Genomic DNA, 16,593 nt, shown 5'->3' with positions numbered 1-16,593 from the left:
CCGATGACGCGGCGTGCCGTTCGGCTGTGGGTGTGGGTGCATCGCTGGAGCAGCCTTGTCTGCGCGGTGTTCGCATTGCTGCTTTGCCTCACCGGGCTACCGTTGATTTTCAAGGACGAGCTTGGTCCTGACCTGCAGCTCGCGGTGACGACCGCGTCGCCGGGCAGTGCATCGGTGGACTCGATGATCGCGCGCGCGCTCGCGGCCCGGCCGGGCGAGGTGGTGCCGTATCTGTTCTACGATCGGGAGCATCCGATCCTGAAGGTGCCGACCGCAGCCTCGATGACGGCCGATCCGGCTTCATTTCACTATCAGGTGTTCGACACCCGCACCGGGCAGCAGATCGAGATCCCGCAGCCCAATGAGGGCTTTTTGTATGTGATGACGCGGCTGCATCTCGACCTGTTCGGCGGCGTGCCGGGCACGCTGTTTCTTGGATTCATGGGGCTGTTGCTGGTCGTTGCGATCGTGTCCGGCGTGGTGCTGTACGGTCCGTTCACGCGCCGGCTTGCGTTCGGCGTGGTGCGGACCGACGGCAGCCGCTGGCGCACCTGGCTCGACCTGCACAATCTGCTCGGCATCGTGACGCTGGCCTGGTTCGGTGTGGTCAGCTTCACCGGCGTCATCAATACGCTGGCAGCGCCGATCGAACTCGCCTGGCAGGCCAATCAGCTCGTCGAGATGGCGGCGCAGGCGAAGCCTGCCGAGATCGAGGGTCAACGTGCGTCGACCGATGCCGTGCTGCGCAATGTTCGTGCCGCGGTGCCGGGGATGAACGTGATGACGGTGGCGTTTCCGGGGACGCCGTTCGCCACCCCGTCGCACGTCGCGATCTTTCTCACCGGCAATACGCCGATCACCAGCCGCATCCTCAAGCCGGCACTCGCCGATGCGTCGACCGGGCAGGTGGTCTCGGTGCGCGACATGCCGTGGTACGCGACCGCGCTGTTCATGTCGCAGCCGCTGCATTTCGGTGACTATGGCGGGCTGCCGCTGAAAATTATCTGGGCGCTGCTCGACATCGCGACCATCGTTGTTCTGATCAGCGGCCTCTATCTGTGGTGGACGAAGCGCCCGCGCCGCGGGGGTGCTGTGGAAGCCGAAGGCTTCGCATCATGAGCGCGCTGCGACGGCAATGGCTGTGGCCGATCGTGTTGGCGCTCTCGACCCTGTTCGGATTGCTGGCGGCGCTGATCGGTGAGGGCGGGATTTGGCGCGGCCTATGTTGGATCGCGCTGGCCCTGCCGCTGGGCACGATCGTGCTGCATCTGGCGCGCGTTCGTCGCGGGCCGCCCGCGGCGGAGACGTCCCGCCATCTCGACTGATGGTCGAACCCGAGCTTGCTCAGGTTTCGACCGGCACCGTCGCCTTGGGCTGCGGTGCGACCTCTTCGATCGCCTCGCGGATCGAATCGATGGCCCGCTCGGCGGCGCGGGCGCCGTGAGCGATGATCTCGTCGGCGCGGTGGAAGTCGAACCAGCCGATCCGACCCACCCGCGGCGAAATCAGCAGGTCGGGGGGATCGCCGGCGAGCCGCGCCCGGGTGATGCGGTCCTGCATGATGTTGAAGGCGTCGGTCATCACCTTGGAGATGCCGGGGCGCTCCGGACTGCCGAACAGCTCTTGTTTGACGAAGCGCTCAGGCGAGAAGAATCGCGTGAAGCCGCGTCTCTGTGCCGGAGGTTCCTCGGTTTCGGGTTCCACAACCGCGGCGGCGGCGCTGCCGTGCGAGAAGATCGTTGTGCCGTGGCCGAACACGTCGCTGGAGACGTTGGCGGCGATCACGATCTCGGCGCCGAGCGCCCGCGCTGCCGACACCGGCACCGGATTGACCAGCGCGCCGTCGACCAGCCAGCGATCGCCGATCAGCACCGGTGAAAAGATGCCGGGCAGGGCGTAGGAGGCGCGGACGGCGTCGACGATGCGTCCATGGGTCAGCCAGATCTCGTGACCGGTCGCCACCTCGGTGGCGACGCTGGCGAACTTCTGGGTGAGATCCTGGATCAGGATCGGCCCGAGCGTGGCGTCGAGCTGCGCGGCGAGCTTGCTGCCGCCGATCAGGCCGGAGCCATTGAGCCGAATATCCAGATAGCCGAAGATGTTGCGGGGCTGCAGTCGTCGCGCCCACTCTTCGAGGGTGTCGAGATGACCGGACACATAGGCGCCGCCCACCACAGCACCGATCGAGGTGCCGACCACGACGTCGGGCGTGATGCCGTGCGACAGCAGCGTGCGCAGGATGCCGATATGGGCAAAGCCGCGCGCCGCGCCGCCGCCGAGCGCCAGCCCGATGATCGGCCGGCGAATGGTGTCGAGGCCGACCTTGTCCGCTGCCGGCGGGTTTGCGTGCCCGCGTCCGATCAGATTCTCCAGCACGGTGGTCTCCTCAACTCGTCAGCCACAGCAGATGTGCCGGCCCGGTCTCGACTCGCGTTTTCGGATCGTGCCACATCGCTTCAAATGCATGATTAATGCCTTGGGCGGCCGGGACTAGGGGAAAATCGTGACGCAATCACGAACAGCACGCCCATACCGTTGGGTTTTCGGGCGTTTTCGCCCGGTGTGGCACCGGCTTGAATTTGCCGCGTTTTCAGTGAAAACCATCGCGATGATTTTCAGGGGTAGCATCGTCGGGAGCCGGCCGCGGGGGCGGCTCGGTGGGCGCTGGTTGCGGTATGTGCGCTTGCGCTCACCCAGCCCGCTGCTGCGCAATTGTTCAGCGATCGGCCGCCACCGGTGCCGCCTGCGTCGGTGTCGGAGCCGCCGGCCGGCGGAGCGATCAGTCTGGCGCCGCAGTCCGGTCCTGCAGCTGCCCCGAATCTGCCCGGTGCACTGACCCAGCCGCCCGTCGCCGCGGTGACCCCGCCGCCGATGTCGCCATTGCCGCCGGCCGCTGCGCCGGCTCCGCCGCAGGGCATGCTGGCGCTGGCCGCGCGCTACGGCAAAGACCAGCCGGTGATCAACAGCGGCCTGGTGTGGCGGGTGTACTCCGACAAGCCGGATGAAGGCGGCGCGATCAAACTGATCCGCGAGGACCACGGCGCGACGCCGAACATTCCGCTGCCGCCCGGCAACTACGTGGTGCACGTGGCGCTGGGTCTGGTCAGCGCGGTGCGGCCGGTGACCGTGAAGTCCGACGCCGAGCGCGAGAACTTCGTGTTACCCGCCGGCGGTCTGCGCATTGAAGGCAAGGTAGGCAGTTCGCGAATTCCCTCCAACCAGATTTCGTTTACGATCTACAAGGGCAGCCAGTTCGACAACGCGCAGCGCGCGCCGCTGCTGCCGAGCGTCGCGGCCGGTGACGTCGCGCTGGTGCCGGAAGGCACCTATTACATCGTCTCCAATTACGGTGACGCCAACTCGGTGGTGCGCTCCGACATCCGCGTCCAGGCCGGCAAGCTCACCGATGTCACCATCACGCATCGCGCTGCGGTGATCACCTTGAAGCTGGTCAGCGAGAAGGGCGGCGAAGCGCTCGCCAATACCTCCTGGTCGGTCCTGACGCCGGGCGGCGACGTCATCAAGGAGTCGATCGGCGCCTTCCCTCGCGTCGTGCTGTCCGAGGGCGAGTACCGCGCCATCGCCAAGAACGAAGGCAAAGTGTTCGAGCGCGGCTTTAACGTCGTCAACGGCGTCGACGGCGAAGTCGAAGTGCTGGCGCGCTGATACCTCGAGCCGGATGCACGCGTAAGGCGATGGATTCTGTAGCTCGCGGTGGCCGTGCGCGCGCTGTCACAATGGTGAACGCGAAATAACCATCGGGCGACTTAAAACCTTCATATTCAGTGGTTTGTGCGCTGCTGGCCGCTGCGTTTACATCGTCTTAATCGGGAGTAGCTCGACTGCACCGCAGTTCTCATCCGCGGGGCGCTTCTCGTGTCGGCTGCCGTCACACAAGTTTCCGAAAATTCGACCAGTCAGCTTGCTGCCGACTTAACCGTGCTGCAGCGCAAGTGGTACGCGGCGATTCAGCCGGGACAGTCGCTGCCGAGCTACGAAGAGGTAATGCTGGGGAGCCTGGGGCGGCTTGCCGATCATCTGGTGCTGCTGGAGATCGACGGCGAAACGCCGGAGGTGTCGCGCACCGGCCGGTATGCGCAGCAGTGGCTCGGCGACGAGCGCTGGGACATTCCGCTCGACGCGCTGTCGCCGGACTGCGGCACCGCGCTGGCGCAGGCCGCCTCGGGCGCGCTGCAGAACAAGCGTCCGCATCTCGGCACCGCGCATTGCGTCCGCGATGGCATCGTGCAGCGCTACACGCTGCTGGCGCTGCCGACCGCCTCGCGCTGGGGCGGTACGCTGGTCGGCGTCTACGTCAATGAAGAGGCGCAGCGCTACAATCTGCTCGACGCGATCTTCTCCTCGACCGACGACGGCATCGTTGCACTGACCGCGATCCGCGGCCCCGACCGCCGGCCGTTCGATTTCCAGATTGTCCACGTCAACCACGGCGCCTCGCAGCTGCTGCGGCACTCAGTGTCCGAGCTGCGCTGGAGTCGGCTGTCGGCCGGGCATCATCTGCTGTGCCGCGCCGAGGTCGCCAATCGCCTGATCGAGCTGGTCGACTCCGACGCCAGCATTACCTTCGCGGTCGACAGCGGCGACCGCAATCTCAGCCTCAGCGCCACCGCGTTCGGCGACGTCGTGTCCGTCACCATCTCCGATGTCACCTCGCTGAAAAAACGCGAGGAGTCGTTCCGACTGCTGTTCGACGGCAATCCGATGCCGATGTGGGTGTTCGACGCCCAGACCTTCGAATTCCTCAGCGTCAACGACGCCGCGGTGGCGCATTACGGCTATCCGCGCGAGCGGTTCGTGCGGATGTCGCTGCGCGAGATCTGGCCGCGCGAGGAGTGGATCGCGCACGGTCAGACGTTGCTGGAGATGCGCGACAGCTATCAGTCCGAAGGCAATTGGCGACACGTCAAAGCCGACGGCTCCGAGATTCACGTGCTGACCTTCGGCCGCCGCGTGGTGTTCGACGGCCGCGACGGCTTCCTGGTCGCGGTGGTCGACATCACCGAGCGCCGCAAGGCCGAGGCCAAGATCGCCCACATGGCGCACCACGACGGGCTCACCAATCTGCCGAACCGCGCGCTGTATCAGCAGCGGCTGGAGCAGGCGCTGGCCCAGGCCCGCGGCAGCGGCACCATGGTGGCGGTGATGTGCGTCGACCTCGACCTGTTCAAGAACGTCAACGACTCGTTCGGCCACCCGATGGGCGACCGGCTGCTGCAATGCGTCGCCGAGCGGCTGCGGCAGCAGATCGGCGACGGCGATCTGGTGGCGCGGCTCGGCGGCGACGAATTCGCAATCGTGCTGACCTCGCTGGCGACCCCGAACGAGGCCAGCAGCTTTGCGGCACGGCTGATCGAAATCCTAAGCGCGCCTTACGACATGGACGGGCTCGAAGTGGTGATCGGCGCCTCGATCGGCATCGCACTGGCGCCGTCCGACGGCGACGAGTGTGAAGCGCTGTCGCGCAACGCCGACATGGCGCTGTACCGCGCCAAGGCTGCGGGCGGCGGCTGCCACCATTTCTTCGAAAAGGAGATGGACCGCCAGGCGCAGATCCGCCGTGACATGGAGCTCGACCTGCGGCAGGCGTTCGCGCGCGGCGAATTCGAGCTGCACTATCAGCCGCTGATCGATCTCGCCGAGGACCGCATCGGCGGCTTCGAAACGCTGCTGCGCTGGCGCCACCCCGAGCGCGGCATGATTTCGCCGTCCGACTTCATCCCGGTGGCCGAGGACATCGGCCTGATCGTCGGGCTCGGCGAATGGGTGCTGCGGCAGGCGTGTCTGGAAGCCGCATCGTGGCCGTCAGAGGTCAAGGTCGCAGTCAATTTGTCGCCGGTGCAATTCCGCAGCCGCAACCTGGTGCAGGTGGTGATCTCGGCGCTGGCGCAATCGAGCCTGGTGCCGCACCGCCTCGAACTCGAAATCACCGAGTCGCTGTTCCTCGCCGACAGCGAAGCCAATCTCGCCACGCTGCATCAGCTCCGCAGCCTCGGCGTGCGGATCTCGATGGACGATTTCGGCACCGGCTACTCCTCGCTGAGCTACTTACGCAGCTTCCCGTTTGACAAGATCAAGATCGACCGCTCGTTCGTGAAGGATCTGACGCAGCGACCGGACTGCCTTGCGATCGTGCGGGCGATCGCCGGGCTCGGCCGCAGCCTCGACATCACCACACTGGCCGAAGGCGTCGAGAGCGTCGAACAGCTCGATGTGCTCCGCGTCGAAGGCTGCCATGAGGTGCAGGGATTCCTGTTTAGCGCGGCGCGGCCGGCCTCGGAGATTTGCGGGTTGTTGATGCGGTTCGGGCGCCAGGCCTCACAGGCGGCGTGACCAGGCGCGACCAAGGTCCGGGGCGCTGAGTTCGCGACTCACGTGCTAAGCTGTTTGCAGGACAACTAACAATGTCGGTCCTGGAGCACGCGCGATGTGCATTGCCTGCAATCCTGCATTCCAGTTTGCGTTTCGCTCGCTGTCGCTGCCGTCGCGACGCAAGGTGCTGAAAGGCGCGGTCGCGCTCAGCGCGGGCGTTCCGTTTGTAGCCGAAGCGGTGGTATCCAAGTCGGCAAAGGCCGACGGTGGTATCAACGCGCGGCTTGCGAGCGGGCTCGGTGGTGATCAGGCCGTCGGGGTGCCGCCGCCGGTGACGATCTTTACCGCCAAAAAGTTCATCACGATGGAGCGCGGCGCGCCGGAGGCGACCGCGGTTGCTGTGGCCGGCAAGCGGATCGTCGCGGCCGGCTCACTCGACGAGGTCAAGGCGGCGCTCGGCAGTCGGCCGTTCACGTTGGACGAGACCTTTGCGAGCAAGATCGTGATGCCGGGGCTGATCGATCAGCATCTGCATCCGGTGCTCGGCGCGCTGACGCTGGCGGTCGAGGTGATCGCGCCGGAGGATTGGGTGCTGCCGGGCGGTACCCACAAGGCCGCCGGCAGCGCCGACGCTTACCAGGCGCGGCTGAAGGCGGCCGATGCCAAGCTCGACAAGCCCGATGCCTGGCTGCTGACCTGGGGCTATCACGCGCTGTGGCACGGCAAGCTCGACCGTGCCGCGCTCGACGCCATCAACCCGACCCGGCCGATTGCGGTGTGGCATCGCTCCTGCCACGAATTCTATCTGAACACCCCGGCGCTGACGGCGCTCGGCATCACCGAGGCGATGACGCAGAACCAGGGGCAGGCGAGCGAGCAGTCGAACTGGCGCGAGGGGCATTTCTGGGAGGGCGGCCTCAACCTGATGATGACGCCGATGCTCAAGGTGCTGGCGACGCCGGACCGACTGGCGTTCGGGCTGAAGCAGATGGTGAGCTATCTGCACGCCAACGGCGTCACCGCCTATATGGAGCCGGGCGCGCTGTACACGCCGGATATGTGGAAGCTGTACGAGCAGATCCTCGGCGCGCCCGAGACGCCGATGTATGCGACCTTTATCGCCGACGGCCGCGGCATCGTCGACCGGGTCGGGCTCGACGGCGCGCTCGATGCGGTGGAAGCGCAGATCGCGGTGGCGCCGGAGGCGCCCGGCCGCAAGCTGATGTTCTTCCATGGCCAGATCAAGCTGTTCGCCGACGGCGCCATCATCTCGCAGCTAATGCAGATGAAGGACGGCTATCTCGACGGCCACCAGGGCGAATGGATCATTCCGCCGGACGAGCTGGAGCGCCGCGCCCGGCTGTTCTGGAATGCCGGCTACCAGATCCACACCCACGTCAACGGCGATCTGGGCCTGGAGAAGCTGCTCGACATTCTGGAGAAGCTGAACGCCGAACATCCGCGCGCCGATCATCGCAGCGTGATCGTGCATTTCGCCAACTCGACCGAGGATCAGGTCGCGCGGATCAAGCGGCTCGGTGGGCTGGTCAGCGCCAATCCGTACTACACGACCGGCTTTGCGGATAAATACAGTGCGGTGGGGTTGGGGCCGGAGCGGGCGGACGCGATGGTGCGCGCCAAGTCGGTGCTCGATCAGGGCGTGCCGCTGTCCTACCACTCCGACCTGCCGATGGCGCCGAGCGCGCCGCTGTATCTCGCCTGGTGCGGTGTCAACCGGCTGACGCCGTCCGGGCGCGTCGCCGGTCCCGAGCAGCGCGTGTCGGTCGACGCAGCGCTGCGCGCGGTCACGATCGAGGCGGCGTATTCCTGGCGCCACGAGGATCTCCTCGGCAGCATCGCGCCGGGCAAGATCGCCAACTTCGCCGTGCTCGAGCAGGACCCGTACGCCGTGCCGCCGGAACAGCTCAAGGACGTGCCGATCTGGGGCACGGTGTTCGAAGGCCGGGTGTTTCCAGTCAGCCGCGCCTAGCGCGCGGGTGGCTGCGGTGCGCTGCCAGCGGCCGCAGCCGGGGTGCGCTTAGAACCGCGTCACGATCGCGTTCAGCTCCGGCCGCGGCCGGTCTTCGATCTCCTTCGGCCGCGTGCCGATGTGGATGAAGCCGGCGAGCTTTTCGTCGCCGCGCAGGCCGAGGCCGCTCAGCACTTCGGGATCGAACGCGATCCAGCCGGTCAGCCAGTTGGCACCGTAGCCGAGCGCGGTCGCGGCCGAGACGATGTTCATACAGCTCGCGCCGGCCGATAACTCCTGCTCCCACACCGGCACCTTGGGATGCGGCTTGGGTGACGACACCACCGCAATCACCAGCGGCGCTTCGGACAGCCGGCCCTTCTCGGCGGCGATCTGCTCGGCGGTCGCTTCGGGATGCTTGCGGGCGAACACCGCGCCGATCACCTCTCCGGCGCGGGCGCGCGCGTCGCCTTCGAACACGATGAATCGCCACGGCGCGATCTTGCCGTGGTCCGGCACCCGCGCGCCGATCGTCAGGATGGTCTCCAGCTCGTCCGGCGTCGGACCGGGCCCGGTCATCTCGCGCGGCTTCACCGAGCGGCGGGTCTTGAAGAATTCGATAGGGTCGGAAATGGCCATTCTCCATCAGGTCCAGCGCCGCCCGCAGGCGTGATCCGCAAGGCGCGCGCGTCGGCCGGCAATCTACCGCATGTCGGCGCAAGGTTCGATCAGAACCCTACCAAACGCCCCGGCCTCGGAATCGACCTTCGGCATAGGAAAAGCTTGCCGGCATCGGCAATTGTCGCCGTCTTCACGGCCCGCGCGGTTCGCGATCGCATTGATCGGCAAGGCTTCTTTGTGGCGCGAAGTTTGCAATCCCACCACTCGGACGAATTTGGAGTGGGGCGCATTATGAATATCACCGACCGCCAAGGCCTTGGGCTGACGCCGTACATGCACGTCACCAAGGCGGATTCGGAGAAGTCCACCGACAAGAACGGGCTCGCTTTCGAAGGCGACGTGTACAGCTTCGCGGACTTGATGAAGGCGCATCCCGAAGCGGTGCGCAAAGTGACGTCCCCCGAAGTCGACGAGATCGCGCGGGTCTGGCTGCAGCAGCAGGATGTCGCACCGACCGGCGCCTCTGACAACGAACCCAATGACGTCTATGCCACCGTCAAGGTCGGCAACGAGGTGGTGGCGACGCTCTACAACAGCGGCCTTGTCAAGATGAGTAATTCCACCGCGGCATCCGTGGACGGCATCGACGAGCCGTCGCTGACCGGGCCGGCGCTGGCGCAGTGGCGGGCCGAGACCTACGCCAAGCTGCTTGGCGGCAAGGTCGAGATCGCCGACACCGCCAAGTCGCAAAGCGAATGGACGCCGCGCGCCGGCAGCGAACGCCAGTACAGCCGCGCCGAACTCGACGCCGCGATCGCCGCCATGCAGAAGGGCACCACGCAATCCCCCGGTGTCGACCGCAGCGTGTAAGCGCGCATGCGCAAATCTTGGTAAGGCGGGCGGCCGCTTAGTCAATCGCGGCTCGCCTACCTATTCGTCAGCGCCGGGTTAGTACCTGCCATCTACGTCGTTGCTGCACGCCCCGCCAAAACAAAAATGCCCGGGACCAGCCCGGGCATCACGTTGAAGAAATCGTGTCGAGATCTTTGCTGAACTCTGCAACAGAGTAGAGCTTAGCTCCTTCCATCAGCGCACCGACGAGTATCTGGCTTTTCAGGCACGATACTCGCCGTTGGCTGACGGTGGTTATGCCGCTCCCCTCATCCGCTTGACGTCCGGCGGGGTCGCCTCGTCCACCAGCGCGGCGATGGCTTCGTCGGTGGGCATCACCTTCTGGCCTTCGCTGCCGAGGCGGCGGACGGAGACCGAGTGGCTCTCGGCTTCCTTCTTGCCGACCACGAGCAGGGCAGGGACCTTGGCAAGCGAATGCTCGCGCACCTTGAAGTTGATCTTCTCGTTGCGCAGATCGATGTCGGCGCGCAGGCCGGCCTTGCGTAGCGCCGCCAGCACCTTCTTGGCGTAGTCGTCGCCTTCCGACGTAATCGTGGTGACGACGACCTGAACCGGCGCCAGCCACAGCGGGAAGTTGCCGGCGTAGTGCTCGATCAGGATGCCGGTGAAGCGCTCCATCGAGCCGCAGATCGCGCGATGCACCATCACCGGCGCCTTCTTGGCGCCGTCGGCGTCGATGTAGAACGCGCCGAACCGCTCCGGCAGGTTGAAGTCGACCTGCGTGGTGCCGCACTGCCAGTCGCGGCCGATCGCGTCGCGCAGCACATATTCGAACTTCGGCCCGTAGAACGCGCCTTCGCCGGGGTTGATCTCGGTCTTGATGCGGTTGCCGCCCTTGGCCTTGATCTCGGACAGCACCGTGGCCATCACGCGCTCGGCGTGATCCCACATCTCGTCGGTGCCGACGCGCTTCTCCGGCCGGGTCGACAGCTTCACCGTCAGTTCGCCTTCGAAGCCGAAGTCGGAGTAGGTCGACAGGATCAGGTCGTTGATCTTGATGCATTCCTCGGCGAGCTGTGCCTCGGTGCAGAACACGTGCGCGTCGTCCTGGGTGAAGCCGCGCACCCGCATCAGGCCGTGCATGGCGCCCGACGGCTCGTAGCGATGCACCACGCCGAACTCGGCGAGCCGCAGCGGCAGGTCGCGGTAGCTCTTCAAGCCATGCTTGAAGATCTGCACGTGGCCGGGGCAGTTCATCGGCTTCAGCGCAAACCAGCGCTTGTCCTCGGCGTCGTCGCCGGCCGACTGCGCGGCGAACATGTTCTCGCGGTACCACTCCCAGTGGCCCGAGGTCTCCCACAGCACCTTGTCGAGGATCTGCGGTGCGTTGACCTCGTCGTAGTCGCCTGCGAGGCGGCGGCGCATATACCCGACCAGCGACTGGAACAGGCTCCAGCCCTTGGCGTGCCAGAACACCACGCCCGGACCTTCTTCCTGGAAGTGGAACAGGTCGAGTTCACGGCCGAGCTTGCGGTGGTCGCGCTTCTCGGCTTCCTCGATCTGATGCAGGTAGGCGTCGAGGTCTTCCTGCTTGGCCCAGGCGGTGCCGTAGATCCGGGTCAGCATCGGATTGTTGCTGTCGCCGCGCCAATAGGCGCCGGCCACCTTCATCAGCTTGAAGGCGGTGCCGATCTTGCCGGTCGAGGTCATGTGCGGGCCGCGGCACAGATCGAACCACTCGCCCTGCTTGTAGATCTTGATCGTCTGGTCTTCCGGAATGGCGTCGACCAGCTCGACCTTGAACGCCTCGCCGTTGTCGGCGAACACCTTCTTGGCTTCGTCGCGGGTCCAGACTTCCTTGGTGAACGGTTTGTCGCGCGCGATGATCTCGCGCATTTTCTTCTCGATTGCCGCGAAGTCTTCCGGGGTGAACGGCTCGTTGCGGAAGAAGTCGTAGTAGAAGCCGTTCTCGATGGTCGGGCCGATTGTCACCTGGGTGCCCGGCCACAGGCTCTGCACCGCTTCGGCGAGCACGTGGGCGCAGTCGTGCCGGATCAATTCCAGCGCGCGAGCATCGTCACGGGCGACGAAGTCGATCTTGGTATTGTCTTCGATCGGATCGGCGAGATCGGTCAGCGTGCCGTTCAGCGCCATTACGACGGTGCGCTTGGCGAGCGAGGGCGAAATGCCCTTGGCGATGTCGAGTCCGGTGGTGCCGCGGGGATATTCGCGGGTCTTGCCGTCGGGGAAGGTGATGGTGATCTGGTCCATGGGGGCTACCGGCTTGAGGTTGGAGAGCGTGTATTGGAAGCCGGAGGTGGACGCGGAAGGCTTGTCGCCCGAAGTCTTTTCGGTCATCGGAAGGCTCCTCTGGCTCACTCCTGCGTACGAGCGCAGGTAAGCGGAAAGGGGCTGTATAGCAGGGGAATCGGACGATTCAAGGAACCCGGACCCCGCGGCGGCGCGCATTTCGTCCTGCTGGTGTCGCGGCGCATGCCCGGTCCGGCAGAATTTTAATGCACTTGCATGGAAGACCTGCTAGCCTTCCGGAGTGTCCCGCTCGTTCGCCCCCACCGCGCTGATGCTCGGCAATTTCGTCACCGGAACCTCGGTTCTGGCGCCTGCCGGCATGTTGCCGGATCTGGCGGCCGGGCTCGGGGTGACGATCCGCGACGCCGGGCTGCTGATCACCTTCGGCGCGATCGTGCTGTGCATCGGCTCGCCGCTCACCGCCTGGCTGACCAGCCGGATCGATCGCCGGCTGCTGCTGACGACGACGCTGGCGGTGCTGGCGCTCGGCAATCTCGCCTCCGCCTTTGCGCCGAACTATGCGGTGCTGCTGGTGCTGCGGCTGGCGATGCTGTCGGTCGGCGCGCTGTACACGCCGCAGGCCGCCGGCGCGGTCGCTCTGATCGTGCCGCCGGAAAGCCGCGGCGGCACCATGGCGTATGTGTTTCTCGGCTGGTCGCTGGCGGTGGCGCTCGGCGTGCCGCTGGTTACCTTCGCGGCCGATCATGCCGGCTGGCGCGGCGCCTATCTCACCGTCGGCGGCATCGGCCTGATCAGCTTCGTCCTGTTGTGGCTGCGGCTGCCGGGCGGCCTGACTGCGGCGCCGGTGAGCCTGCGCACCTGGGCCGCGGTGGGGCGCAACCGCCGCATCCTGACGCTGCTCGGAGTGTCGTCGCTGCAGACCTCCGGTCAGTTCGTGGTGTTCACGTTCTTCGGGCCGCTGCTCACCGGCCTGACCGGCGCCGGGCCGCGTGAGATCGCGCTGGTGTTTGCGATCTACGGCGTCTGCGGCTTCGTCGGCAACGTCATCGCCAGCCGCATCGTTGACGGCTGGGGCGCATACCGCACCTCGGCGCTGTTCACCTCGCTGATGCTGGCCGGCATCCTCGGCTGGACTTTCGGCGCCGGGCATTTCGCCATGATGGCCGTTGCGGTGGCGGTGTGGGGGCTGGGGTTTGCGGCCTCGAACTCGATGCAGCAGGTGCGCTTGGTCACGGCCGATCCGACGCTCGCCGGCGCAACAGTGTCGCTGAACACGTCGGTGCTGTATGTCGGCCAGGCGATCGGCTCGGCGATCGGCGGCACGCTGTTCGCCGCCGGGCTGCTGCACGTCAACGGCTACGTCTCCTCCGCTGTGCTGGGTCTGGCGCTGTGCATGGTGGTGGCCGCGACCCGCGACCGCAGCGCTTGAGCGCGCCGCAGCCGCATCGCGCCGCGCTCCGACGTCTCACATAGTTGATCACGCCCAGCAGCAGGCGCGTTCCGATCAGCACCGGCGCGTGGGACGGTGAGGCGTGCGGCGGGATCAGCACCGCGATCGCGGTGAAGACGAGGCAGGTGTGCAGCGCCAGCCGGCGGCGCAGCGACAGGGCGGGGGCAGGCGAGGCATCGATCGAACGGACGGCCATGGGAACCTCCAGGCTGATCCGCGATCGGCGGCGTCATCAGCGCACGCCGACCGCGATGGATCGGGACGTGCGTTGATTGACGTTGAACGCTTACGGCCGGCGCTGCCGGCGGCAGACCGCGGGGCGTGCGCCCCGTCGGAAGTATCAGCCGAGCCGCATCGACAGCTCGACATCGGCGGCGAACGGCACCGACAGATAACCGTTAGCCGGATCGCGCACCCGAGCCAGATAGTCCGGGCAGTGATCGGCGTTGTCGGCGACGATCAGCGCGCCGGGCGCAAGCCGGCTTTCGAGCAGGTCGAGAATATCCGCATACAGCGCCTTGGCGCCGTCGAGCAGCACCAGGTCGATGCGGTCGGGCAGATCCTTGCTGAGCGTCTGCAGCGCATCGCCTTCGCGGAATTCGACGAGATCGGCGAGATCGCCGGCTTCGAGATTGGCCTCGGCGCGGACCAGCTTGGCGTGCTCGAACTCGGTGGTGATCAGCCGGCCGCCGCAATTGTCGCGCAGCGCTGCGGCCAGATGCAGCGTCGAAATGCCGAACGAGGTGCCGAACTCGACGATGCTCCGGGCGCGGCAGCCTCGCGCCAGCATGTAGAGCAGCACGCCGGTCTCAGGCGACACCGCGAGGGCGTAGTCTTTCAGCCGGCCATACAGCGTCGCGTAGTCGGTCTTGCTACGCATCAGCCGCATCGTGTCGGGTGCGAGCTGATCGAGCTGCGGCTGTGTGGCCTCGGCTTCGTCGAACAGCCGCATCAGCAGCGGGGCCAGCGGTGAGGTGGTGAGGGTGGTCATGGCGAACTCCAAAGGGAGTGATCAGCGCGATGTTGCGCGCCCTGAGAAATACGAATAAATATTCGCATTCGCTAATCGCATTCCCGAGGCGCCGATGGCCGAACGCCGAAGTGGCTCAATTTCCACGCGAAAACAGCCGCAGCAGGCGCGCTCGACCGAGCTGGTCGCGGCCATTCTGGAGGCGGCTGTTCAGGTTTTGGCGAAGGAAGGCGCGCAGCGCTTCACCACCGCGCGGGTCGCCGACAAAGCCGGCGTCAGTGTCGGCTCGCTGTATCAGTACTTCCCCAACAAGGCCGCGATCCTGTTCCGGCTGCAGAGCGACGAGTGGCGGCAGACCTCGGAGATGCTGCGCGGCATCCTCGAGGAGCGCCGCGACCCGCCGCCGCAGCGGCTGCGGCGGTTGGTGCATGCCTTCATCCAATCCGAATGCGATGAAGCCGAGGTGCGTGGCGCGCTCGATGATGCTGCACCTTTGTATCGCGACGCGCCGGAAGCTCGTGCGACCCGCAAGGCGATGGACGGCACCATGGCGGCATTCCTGTACGAGGCGGCGCCGAACAGCTCCGAGGCCGCGCGCCTGCGGGCGGCGGAGCTGATCAGCCGCACGATCGCCGCGCTCGGCAAGGACTTCTCCAGCCGCCCGCGCACGGCGGCCGAGATCAGCGCCTATGCGGACGCGGTTGCCGATATGCTATGCGCTTATCTGAAGACGCTGCGACGAGGTTGAGAGAAGATGCCGAATCCGGTCCTGACGCGGCTGCTGATCGCCTGCCTAGCTGCGGCGTCGCTCGGCGGTTGTGCGACGTTGCCGGCGCCGGCGTGTCTGCCGCCATCGCAGCCGATGCTGAGTGCCGAGCTGGCATTCGGCCGCAATATCGGCGACCGGCTCGGCGTCAGCGATGCCGAGTTTAAGCGCTTCACCGCGGAAGAAATCACGCCTCGGTTTCCGGATGGGCTGACGGTGGTGGATAGCGTCGGGCAGTGGCGCGACAGCGAGCGCGGCCACATCGTCCGGGAAAAGGACAAGCTGGTGACGCTGGTGTTCGCCGACGATCCGGCCAAGCGCGCGGCGCTGAGCGCCATCGCCGACGCCTATAAGCAGCGCTTCAAGCAGCAGGCGGTGATGATCTCGGTGCGGCCGAGCTGCGTCAGCTTCTGAGTGCAGCGGCGGTGCCGCGCTCGGTGATCTGATAGTGCGTCGATCGGGGATCGACCGAGGAGCGCTTCAGCCAGCCAAGCTCGACGAGGTTTTCGAACGGCTTCTGCTCACGCGCGCCGAACACCTGGCGGCGGCCGCCATTGGTCTGAATATCGCGGATCAGCTTGAAATCGTCGGCGGTCGCCATCGTCGTCTCCAGCCGGGACCGCGCAAGCAGCACTCCGCACGCGTCAGCTTACGGACGTCTTGCGCGCCCGCTTCTTCGGCGTGGCCGCCGATGGATCTGCCGAAGCCGCCGCAGCGGCCTGTTCGGCCTCGCGGGCGAGCCGCAGCGCGCGCAGCCGCTCCATGTTCTTGCGAAGCGCGACGCCTTCACGCGCGACCTCCGCCATCCGCTGCGCACCTTCCTGCTGTTCGAGCGCCTTGCGGCGAGCCCGTTCGATGCTGGTCGGGGAGGGAGTGGTGGTCTTCTTGTCAGTCATATCCGTCTCCTTCGGCACGCGCGGCAAAACCCGCTCGATCGCAGGGATCGAACGGGCCCATCTGCCGTTTCAGTACATCCGTGAAACGGAGACGCCGGATCAAGCCAGCGCGAGATTTTCCGCGCTGCTCTTGCCGCGCATTCTGTCAACCTTCACCTCGAACGAGACCTGCTGGCCTTCGGCGAGGCCGGACAGCCCGGCGCGTTCAACCGCGCTGATGTGCACGAACACGTCGTTGCCGCCGTCGTTCGGCGCGATGAAGCCAAAACCCTTTTGGCCGTTGAACCACTTTACGGTACCAGTCGTCATTTCCATTCTCCAAAGCACATCGTCCGCGCCAACGTGGCACGTGACGTTTCAACTAATCGATGACTTTGGGAAGGAGCCCGCGGGCGCATTCAGAAAGGCACAGCGGCTAATCGAATAAACAAACCGTATAGCATCTGCCCCTGTCATACAAGGACTATA

Annotated in this window: 15 protein-coding genes and 1 pseudogene; 9 read left to right on the top strand and 7 right to left on the bottom strand. The window is 66.0% G+C overall.

Annotated features, from left to right (window positions below; genetic code table 11):
* The first annotated feature begins 3 nt into the window (after nucleotides 1-3).
* Both LRC39_RS17480 and LRC39_RS17475 read left to right on the top strand, forming a co-directional pair.
* Nucleotides 4-1,119: a PepSY-associated TM helix domain-containing protein gene (locus tag LRC39_RS17480; protein ID WP_346295089.1), complete on the top strand. Its 1,116-nt coding sequence runs from the start codon at nucleotides 4-6 to the stop codon at nucleotides 1,117-1,119.
* The gene (locus LRC39_RS17475) at nucleotides 1,116-1,325 is read left to right on the top strand and encodes a hypothetical protein (protein ID WP_346295088.1); all 210 of its coding nucleotides are present in this window, start codon (nucleotides 1,116-1,118) and stop codon (nucleotides 1,323-1,325) included. Before LRC39_RS17480 ends, LRC39_RS17475 begins: the two co-directional genes overlap by 4 nt.
* Before the next feature lie 19 nt (nucleotides 1,326-1,344).
* On the opposite strand, the gene LRC39_RS17470 is transcribed toward LRC39_RS17475, so the two are convergent.
* Nucleotides 1,345-2,376 carry a patatin-like phospholipase family protein gene (locus LRC39_RS17470; protein WP_107345203.1) on the bottom strand — a complete coding sequence of 344 codons (1,032 nt, stop codon included), beginning with the start codon at nucleotides 2,374-2,376 and terminating at the stop codon, nucleotides 1,345-1,347.
* Nucleotides 2,377-2,608: 232 nt separating this feature from the next.
* Between LRC39_RS17470 and LRC39_RS17465 the strand changes: the two are divergent.
* The 3 genes and pseudogenes from LRC39_RS17465 (at nucleotide 2,609) to LRC39_RS17455 (ending at nucleotide 8,320) form a co-directional block, all read left to right on the top strand.
* A pseudogene (locus LRC39_RS17465) lies at nucleotides 2,609-3,666 on the top strand (hypothetical protein).
* Between the two features lie 210 nt (nucleotides 3,667-3,876).
* Entirely contained in the window at nucleotides 3,877-6,351 is a 2,475-nt protein-coding gene (locus LRC39_RS17460) for a putative bifunctional diguanylate cyclase/phosphodiesterase (protein ID WP_346295087.1), read from the top strand.
* Nucleotides 6,352-6,445: 94 nt separating this feature from the next.
* Entirely contained in the window at nucleotides 6,446-8,320 is a 1,875-nt protein-coding gene (locus tag LRC39_RS17455) for an amidohydrolase (RefSeq protein WP_346295086.1), read from the top strand.
* Between the two features lie 48 nt (nucleotides 8,321-8,368).
* Here LRC39_RS17455 and LRC39_RS17450 read toward each other — a convergent pair whose 3' ends face one another.
* A complete protein-coding gene (locus LRC39_RS17450) occupies nucleotides 8,369-8,932 on the bottom strand; it encodes a nitroreductase family protein (protein ID WP_199851839.1) in 564 nt (187 codons plus the stop codon).
* Nucleotides 8,933-9,211: 279 nt separating this feature from the next.
* Here LRC39_RS17450 and LRC39_RS17445 point away from each other — a divergent pair, with 279 nt between their 5' ends.
* Complete coding sequence (locus LRC39_RS17445) at nucleotides 9,212-9,790, top strand: hypothetical protein (RefSeq protein WP_264073941.1); 579 nt, start codon at nucleotides 9,212-9,214, stop codon at nucleotides 9,788-9,790.
* Between the two features lie 276 nt (nucleotides 9,791-10,066).
* Here LRC39_RS17445 and thrS read toward each other — a convergent pair whose 3' ends face one another.
* Complete coding sequence (gene thrS, locus LRC39_RS17440) at nucleotides 10,067-12,130, bottom strand: threonine--tRNA ligase (RefSeq protein ID WP_346295085.1); 2,064 nt, start codon at nucleotides 12,128-12,130, stop codon at nucleotides 10,067-10,069.
* 223 nt (nucleotides 12,131-12,353) lie between these two features.
* Between thrS and LRC39_RS17435 the strand changes: the two genes are divergently transcribed.
* Nucleotides 12,354-13,472, top strand: coding sequence for an MFS transporter (locus tag LRC39_RS17435; protein ID WP_346297524.1), 1,119 nt, complete (start codon nucleotides 12,354-12,356; stop codon nucleotides 13,470-13,472).
* 361 nt (nucleotides 13,473-13,833) lie between these two features.
* Here the strand turns inward: LRC39_RS17435 and LRC39_RS17430 are convergent, their stop codons facing one another.
* Nucleotides 13,834-14,484, bottom strand: a complete 651-nt coding sequence (locus tag LRC39_RS17430) for an O-methyltransferase (RefSeq protein ID WP_346295084.1) — start codon at nucleotides 14,482-14,484, stop codon at nucleotides 13,834-13,836.
* A gap of 94 nt (nucleotides 14,485-14,578) precedes the next feature.
* On the opposite strand from LRC39_RS17430, the gene LRC39_RS17425 reads away from it, so the two are divergent.
* Nucleotides 14,579-15,211, top strand: a complete 633-nt coding sequence (locus LRC39_RS17425; RefSeq protein ID WP_346295083.1) for a TetR family transcriptional regulator — start codon at nucleotides 14,579-14,581, stop codon at nucleotides 15,209-15,211.
* Between the two features lie 6 nt (nucleotides 15,212-15,217).
* Nucleotides 15,218-15,643: a DUF3574 domain-containing protein gene (locus tag LRC39_RS17420; RefSeq protein ID WP_346295082.1), complete on the top strand. Its 426-nt coding sequence runs from the start codon at nucleotides 15,218-15,220 to the stop codon at nucleotides 15,641-15,643.
* Here LRC39_RS17420 and LRC39_RS17415 read toward each other — a convergent pair.
* The 3 genes from LRC39_RS17415 to LRC39_RS17405 form a co-directional block, all read right to left on the bottom strand.
* Nucleotides 15,633-15,830, bottom strand: a complete 198-nt coding sequence (locus LRC39_RS17415; RefSeq protein WP_107345193.1) for a TenA/THI-4 family protein — start codon at nucleotides 15,828-15,830, stop codon at nucleotides 15,633-15,635. The genes LRC39_RS17420 and LRC39_RS17415 overlap by 11 nt on opposite strands.
* Nucleotides 15,831-15,873: 43 nt before the next feature.
* Nucleotides 15,874-16,125: a transcriptional regulator gene (locus LRC39_RS17410; RefSeq protein ID WP_107346663.1), complete on the bottom strand. Its 252-nt coding sequence runs from the start codon at nucleotides 16,123-16,125 to the stop codon at nucleotides 15,874-15,876.
* A 99-nt stretch (nucleotides 16,126-16,224) separates the two neighbouring features.
* Nucleotides 16,225-16,434, bottom strand: a complete 210-nt coding sequence (locus tag LRC39_RS17405) for a cold-shock protein (protein WP_107346662.1) — start codon at nucleotides 16,432-16,434, stop codon at nucleotides 16,225-16,227.
* Nucleotides 16,435-16,593 lie beyond the last annotated feature (159 nt).

The sequence above is a fragment of the Rhodopseudomonas sp. P1 genome, from assembly GCF_039642825.1.
In the GTDB taxonomy this organism is placed as follows: Bacteria; Pseudomonadota; Alphaproteobacteria; order Rhizobiales; family Xanthobacteraceae; genus Rhodopseudomonas; species Rhodopseudomonas palustris_H.
This window is presented reverse-complemented; position numbering and strand designations above follow the sequence as displayed.

What these genes read in the sequence shown, in the direction of transcription:
- LRC39_RS17480 (WP_346295089.1), top strand. Translation starts at nt 4, where the DNA reads ATGACGCGGCGTGCCGTTCGGCTGTGGGTGTGGGTGCATCGCTGGAGC.
- LRC39_RS17425 (WP_346295083.1), top strand. Translation starts at nt 14,579, where the DNA reads ATGGCCGAACGCCGAAGTGGCTCAATTTCCACGCGAAAACAGCCGCAG.
- LRC39_RS17415 (WP_107345193.1), bottom strand. Translation starts at nt 15,830, where the DNA reads ATGGCGACCGCCGACGATTTCAAGCTGATCCGCGATATTCAGACCAAT.
- LRC39_RS17430 (WP_346295084.1), bottom strand. Translation starts at nt 14,484, where the DNA reads ATGACCACCCTCACCACCTCACCGCTGGCCCCGCTGCTGATGCGGCTG.
- LRC39_RS17405 (WP_107346662.1), bottom strand. Translation starts at nt 16,434, where the DNA reads ATGACGACTGGTACCGTAAAGTGGTTCAACGGCCAAAAGGGTTTTGGC.
- LRC39_RS17435 (WP_346297524.1), top strand. Translation starts at nt 12,354, where the DNA reads ATGCTCGGCAATTTCGTCACCGGAACCTCGGTTCTGGCGCCTGCCGGC.
- LRC39_RS17445 (WP_264073941.1), top strand. Translation starts at nt 9,212, where the DNA reads ATGAATATCACCGACCGCCAAGGCCTTGGGCTGACGCCGTACATGCAC.
- LRC39_RS17420 (WP_346295082.1), top strand. Translation starts at nt 15,218, where the DNA reads ATGCCGAATCCGGTCCTGACGCGGCTGCTGATCGCCTGCCTAGCTGCG.
- thrS (WP_346295085.1), bottom strand. Translation starts at nt 12,130, where the DNA reads ATGACCGAAAAGACTTCGGGCGACAAGCCTTCCGCGTCCACCTCCGGC.
- LRC39_RS17475 (WP_346295088.1), top strand. Translation starts at nt 1,116, where the DNA reads ATGAGCGCGCTGCGACGGCAATGGCTGTGGCCGATCGTGTTGGCGCTC.
- LRC39_RS17410 (WP_107346663.1), bottom strand. Translation starts at nt 16,125, where the DNA reads ATGACTGACAAGAAGACCACCACTCCCTCCCCGACCAGCATCGAACGG.
- LRC39_RS17455 (WP_346295086.1), top strand. Translation starts at nt 6,446, where the DNA reads ATGTGCATTGCCTGCAATCCTGCATTCCAGTTTGCGTTTCGCTCGCTG.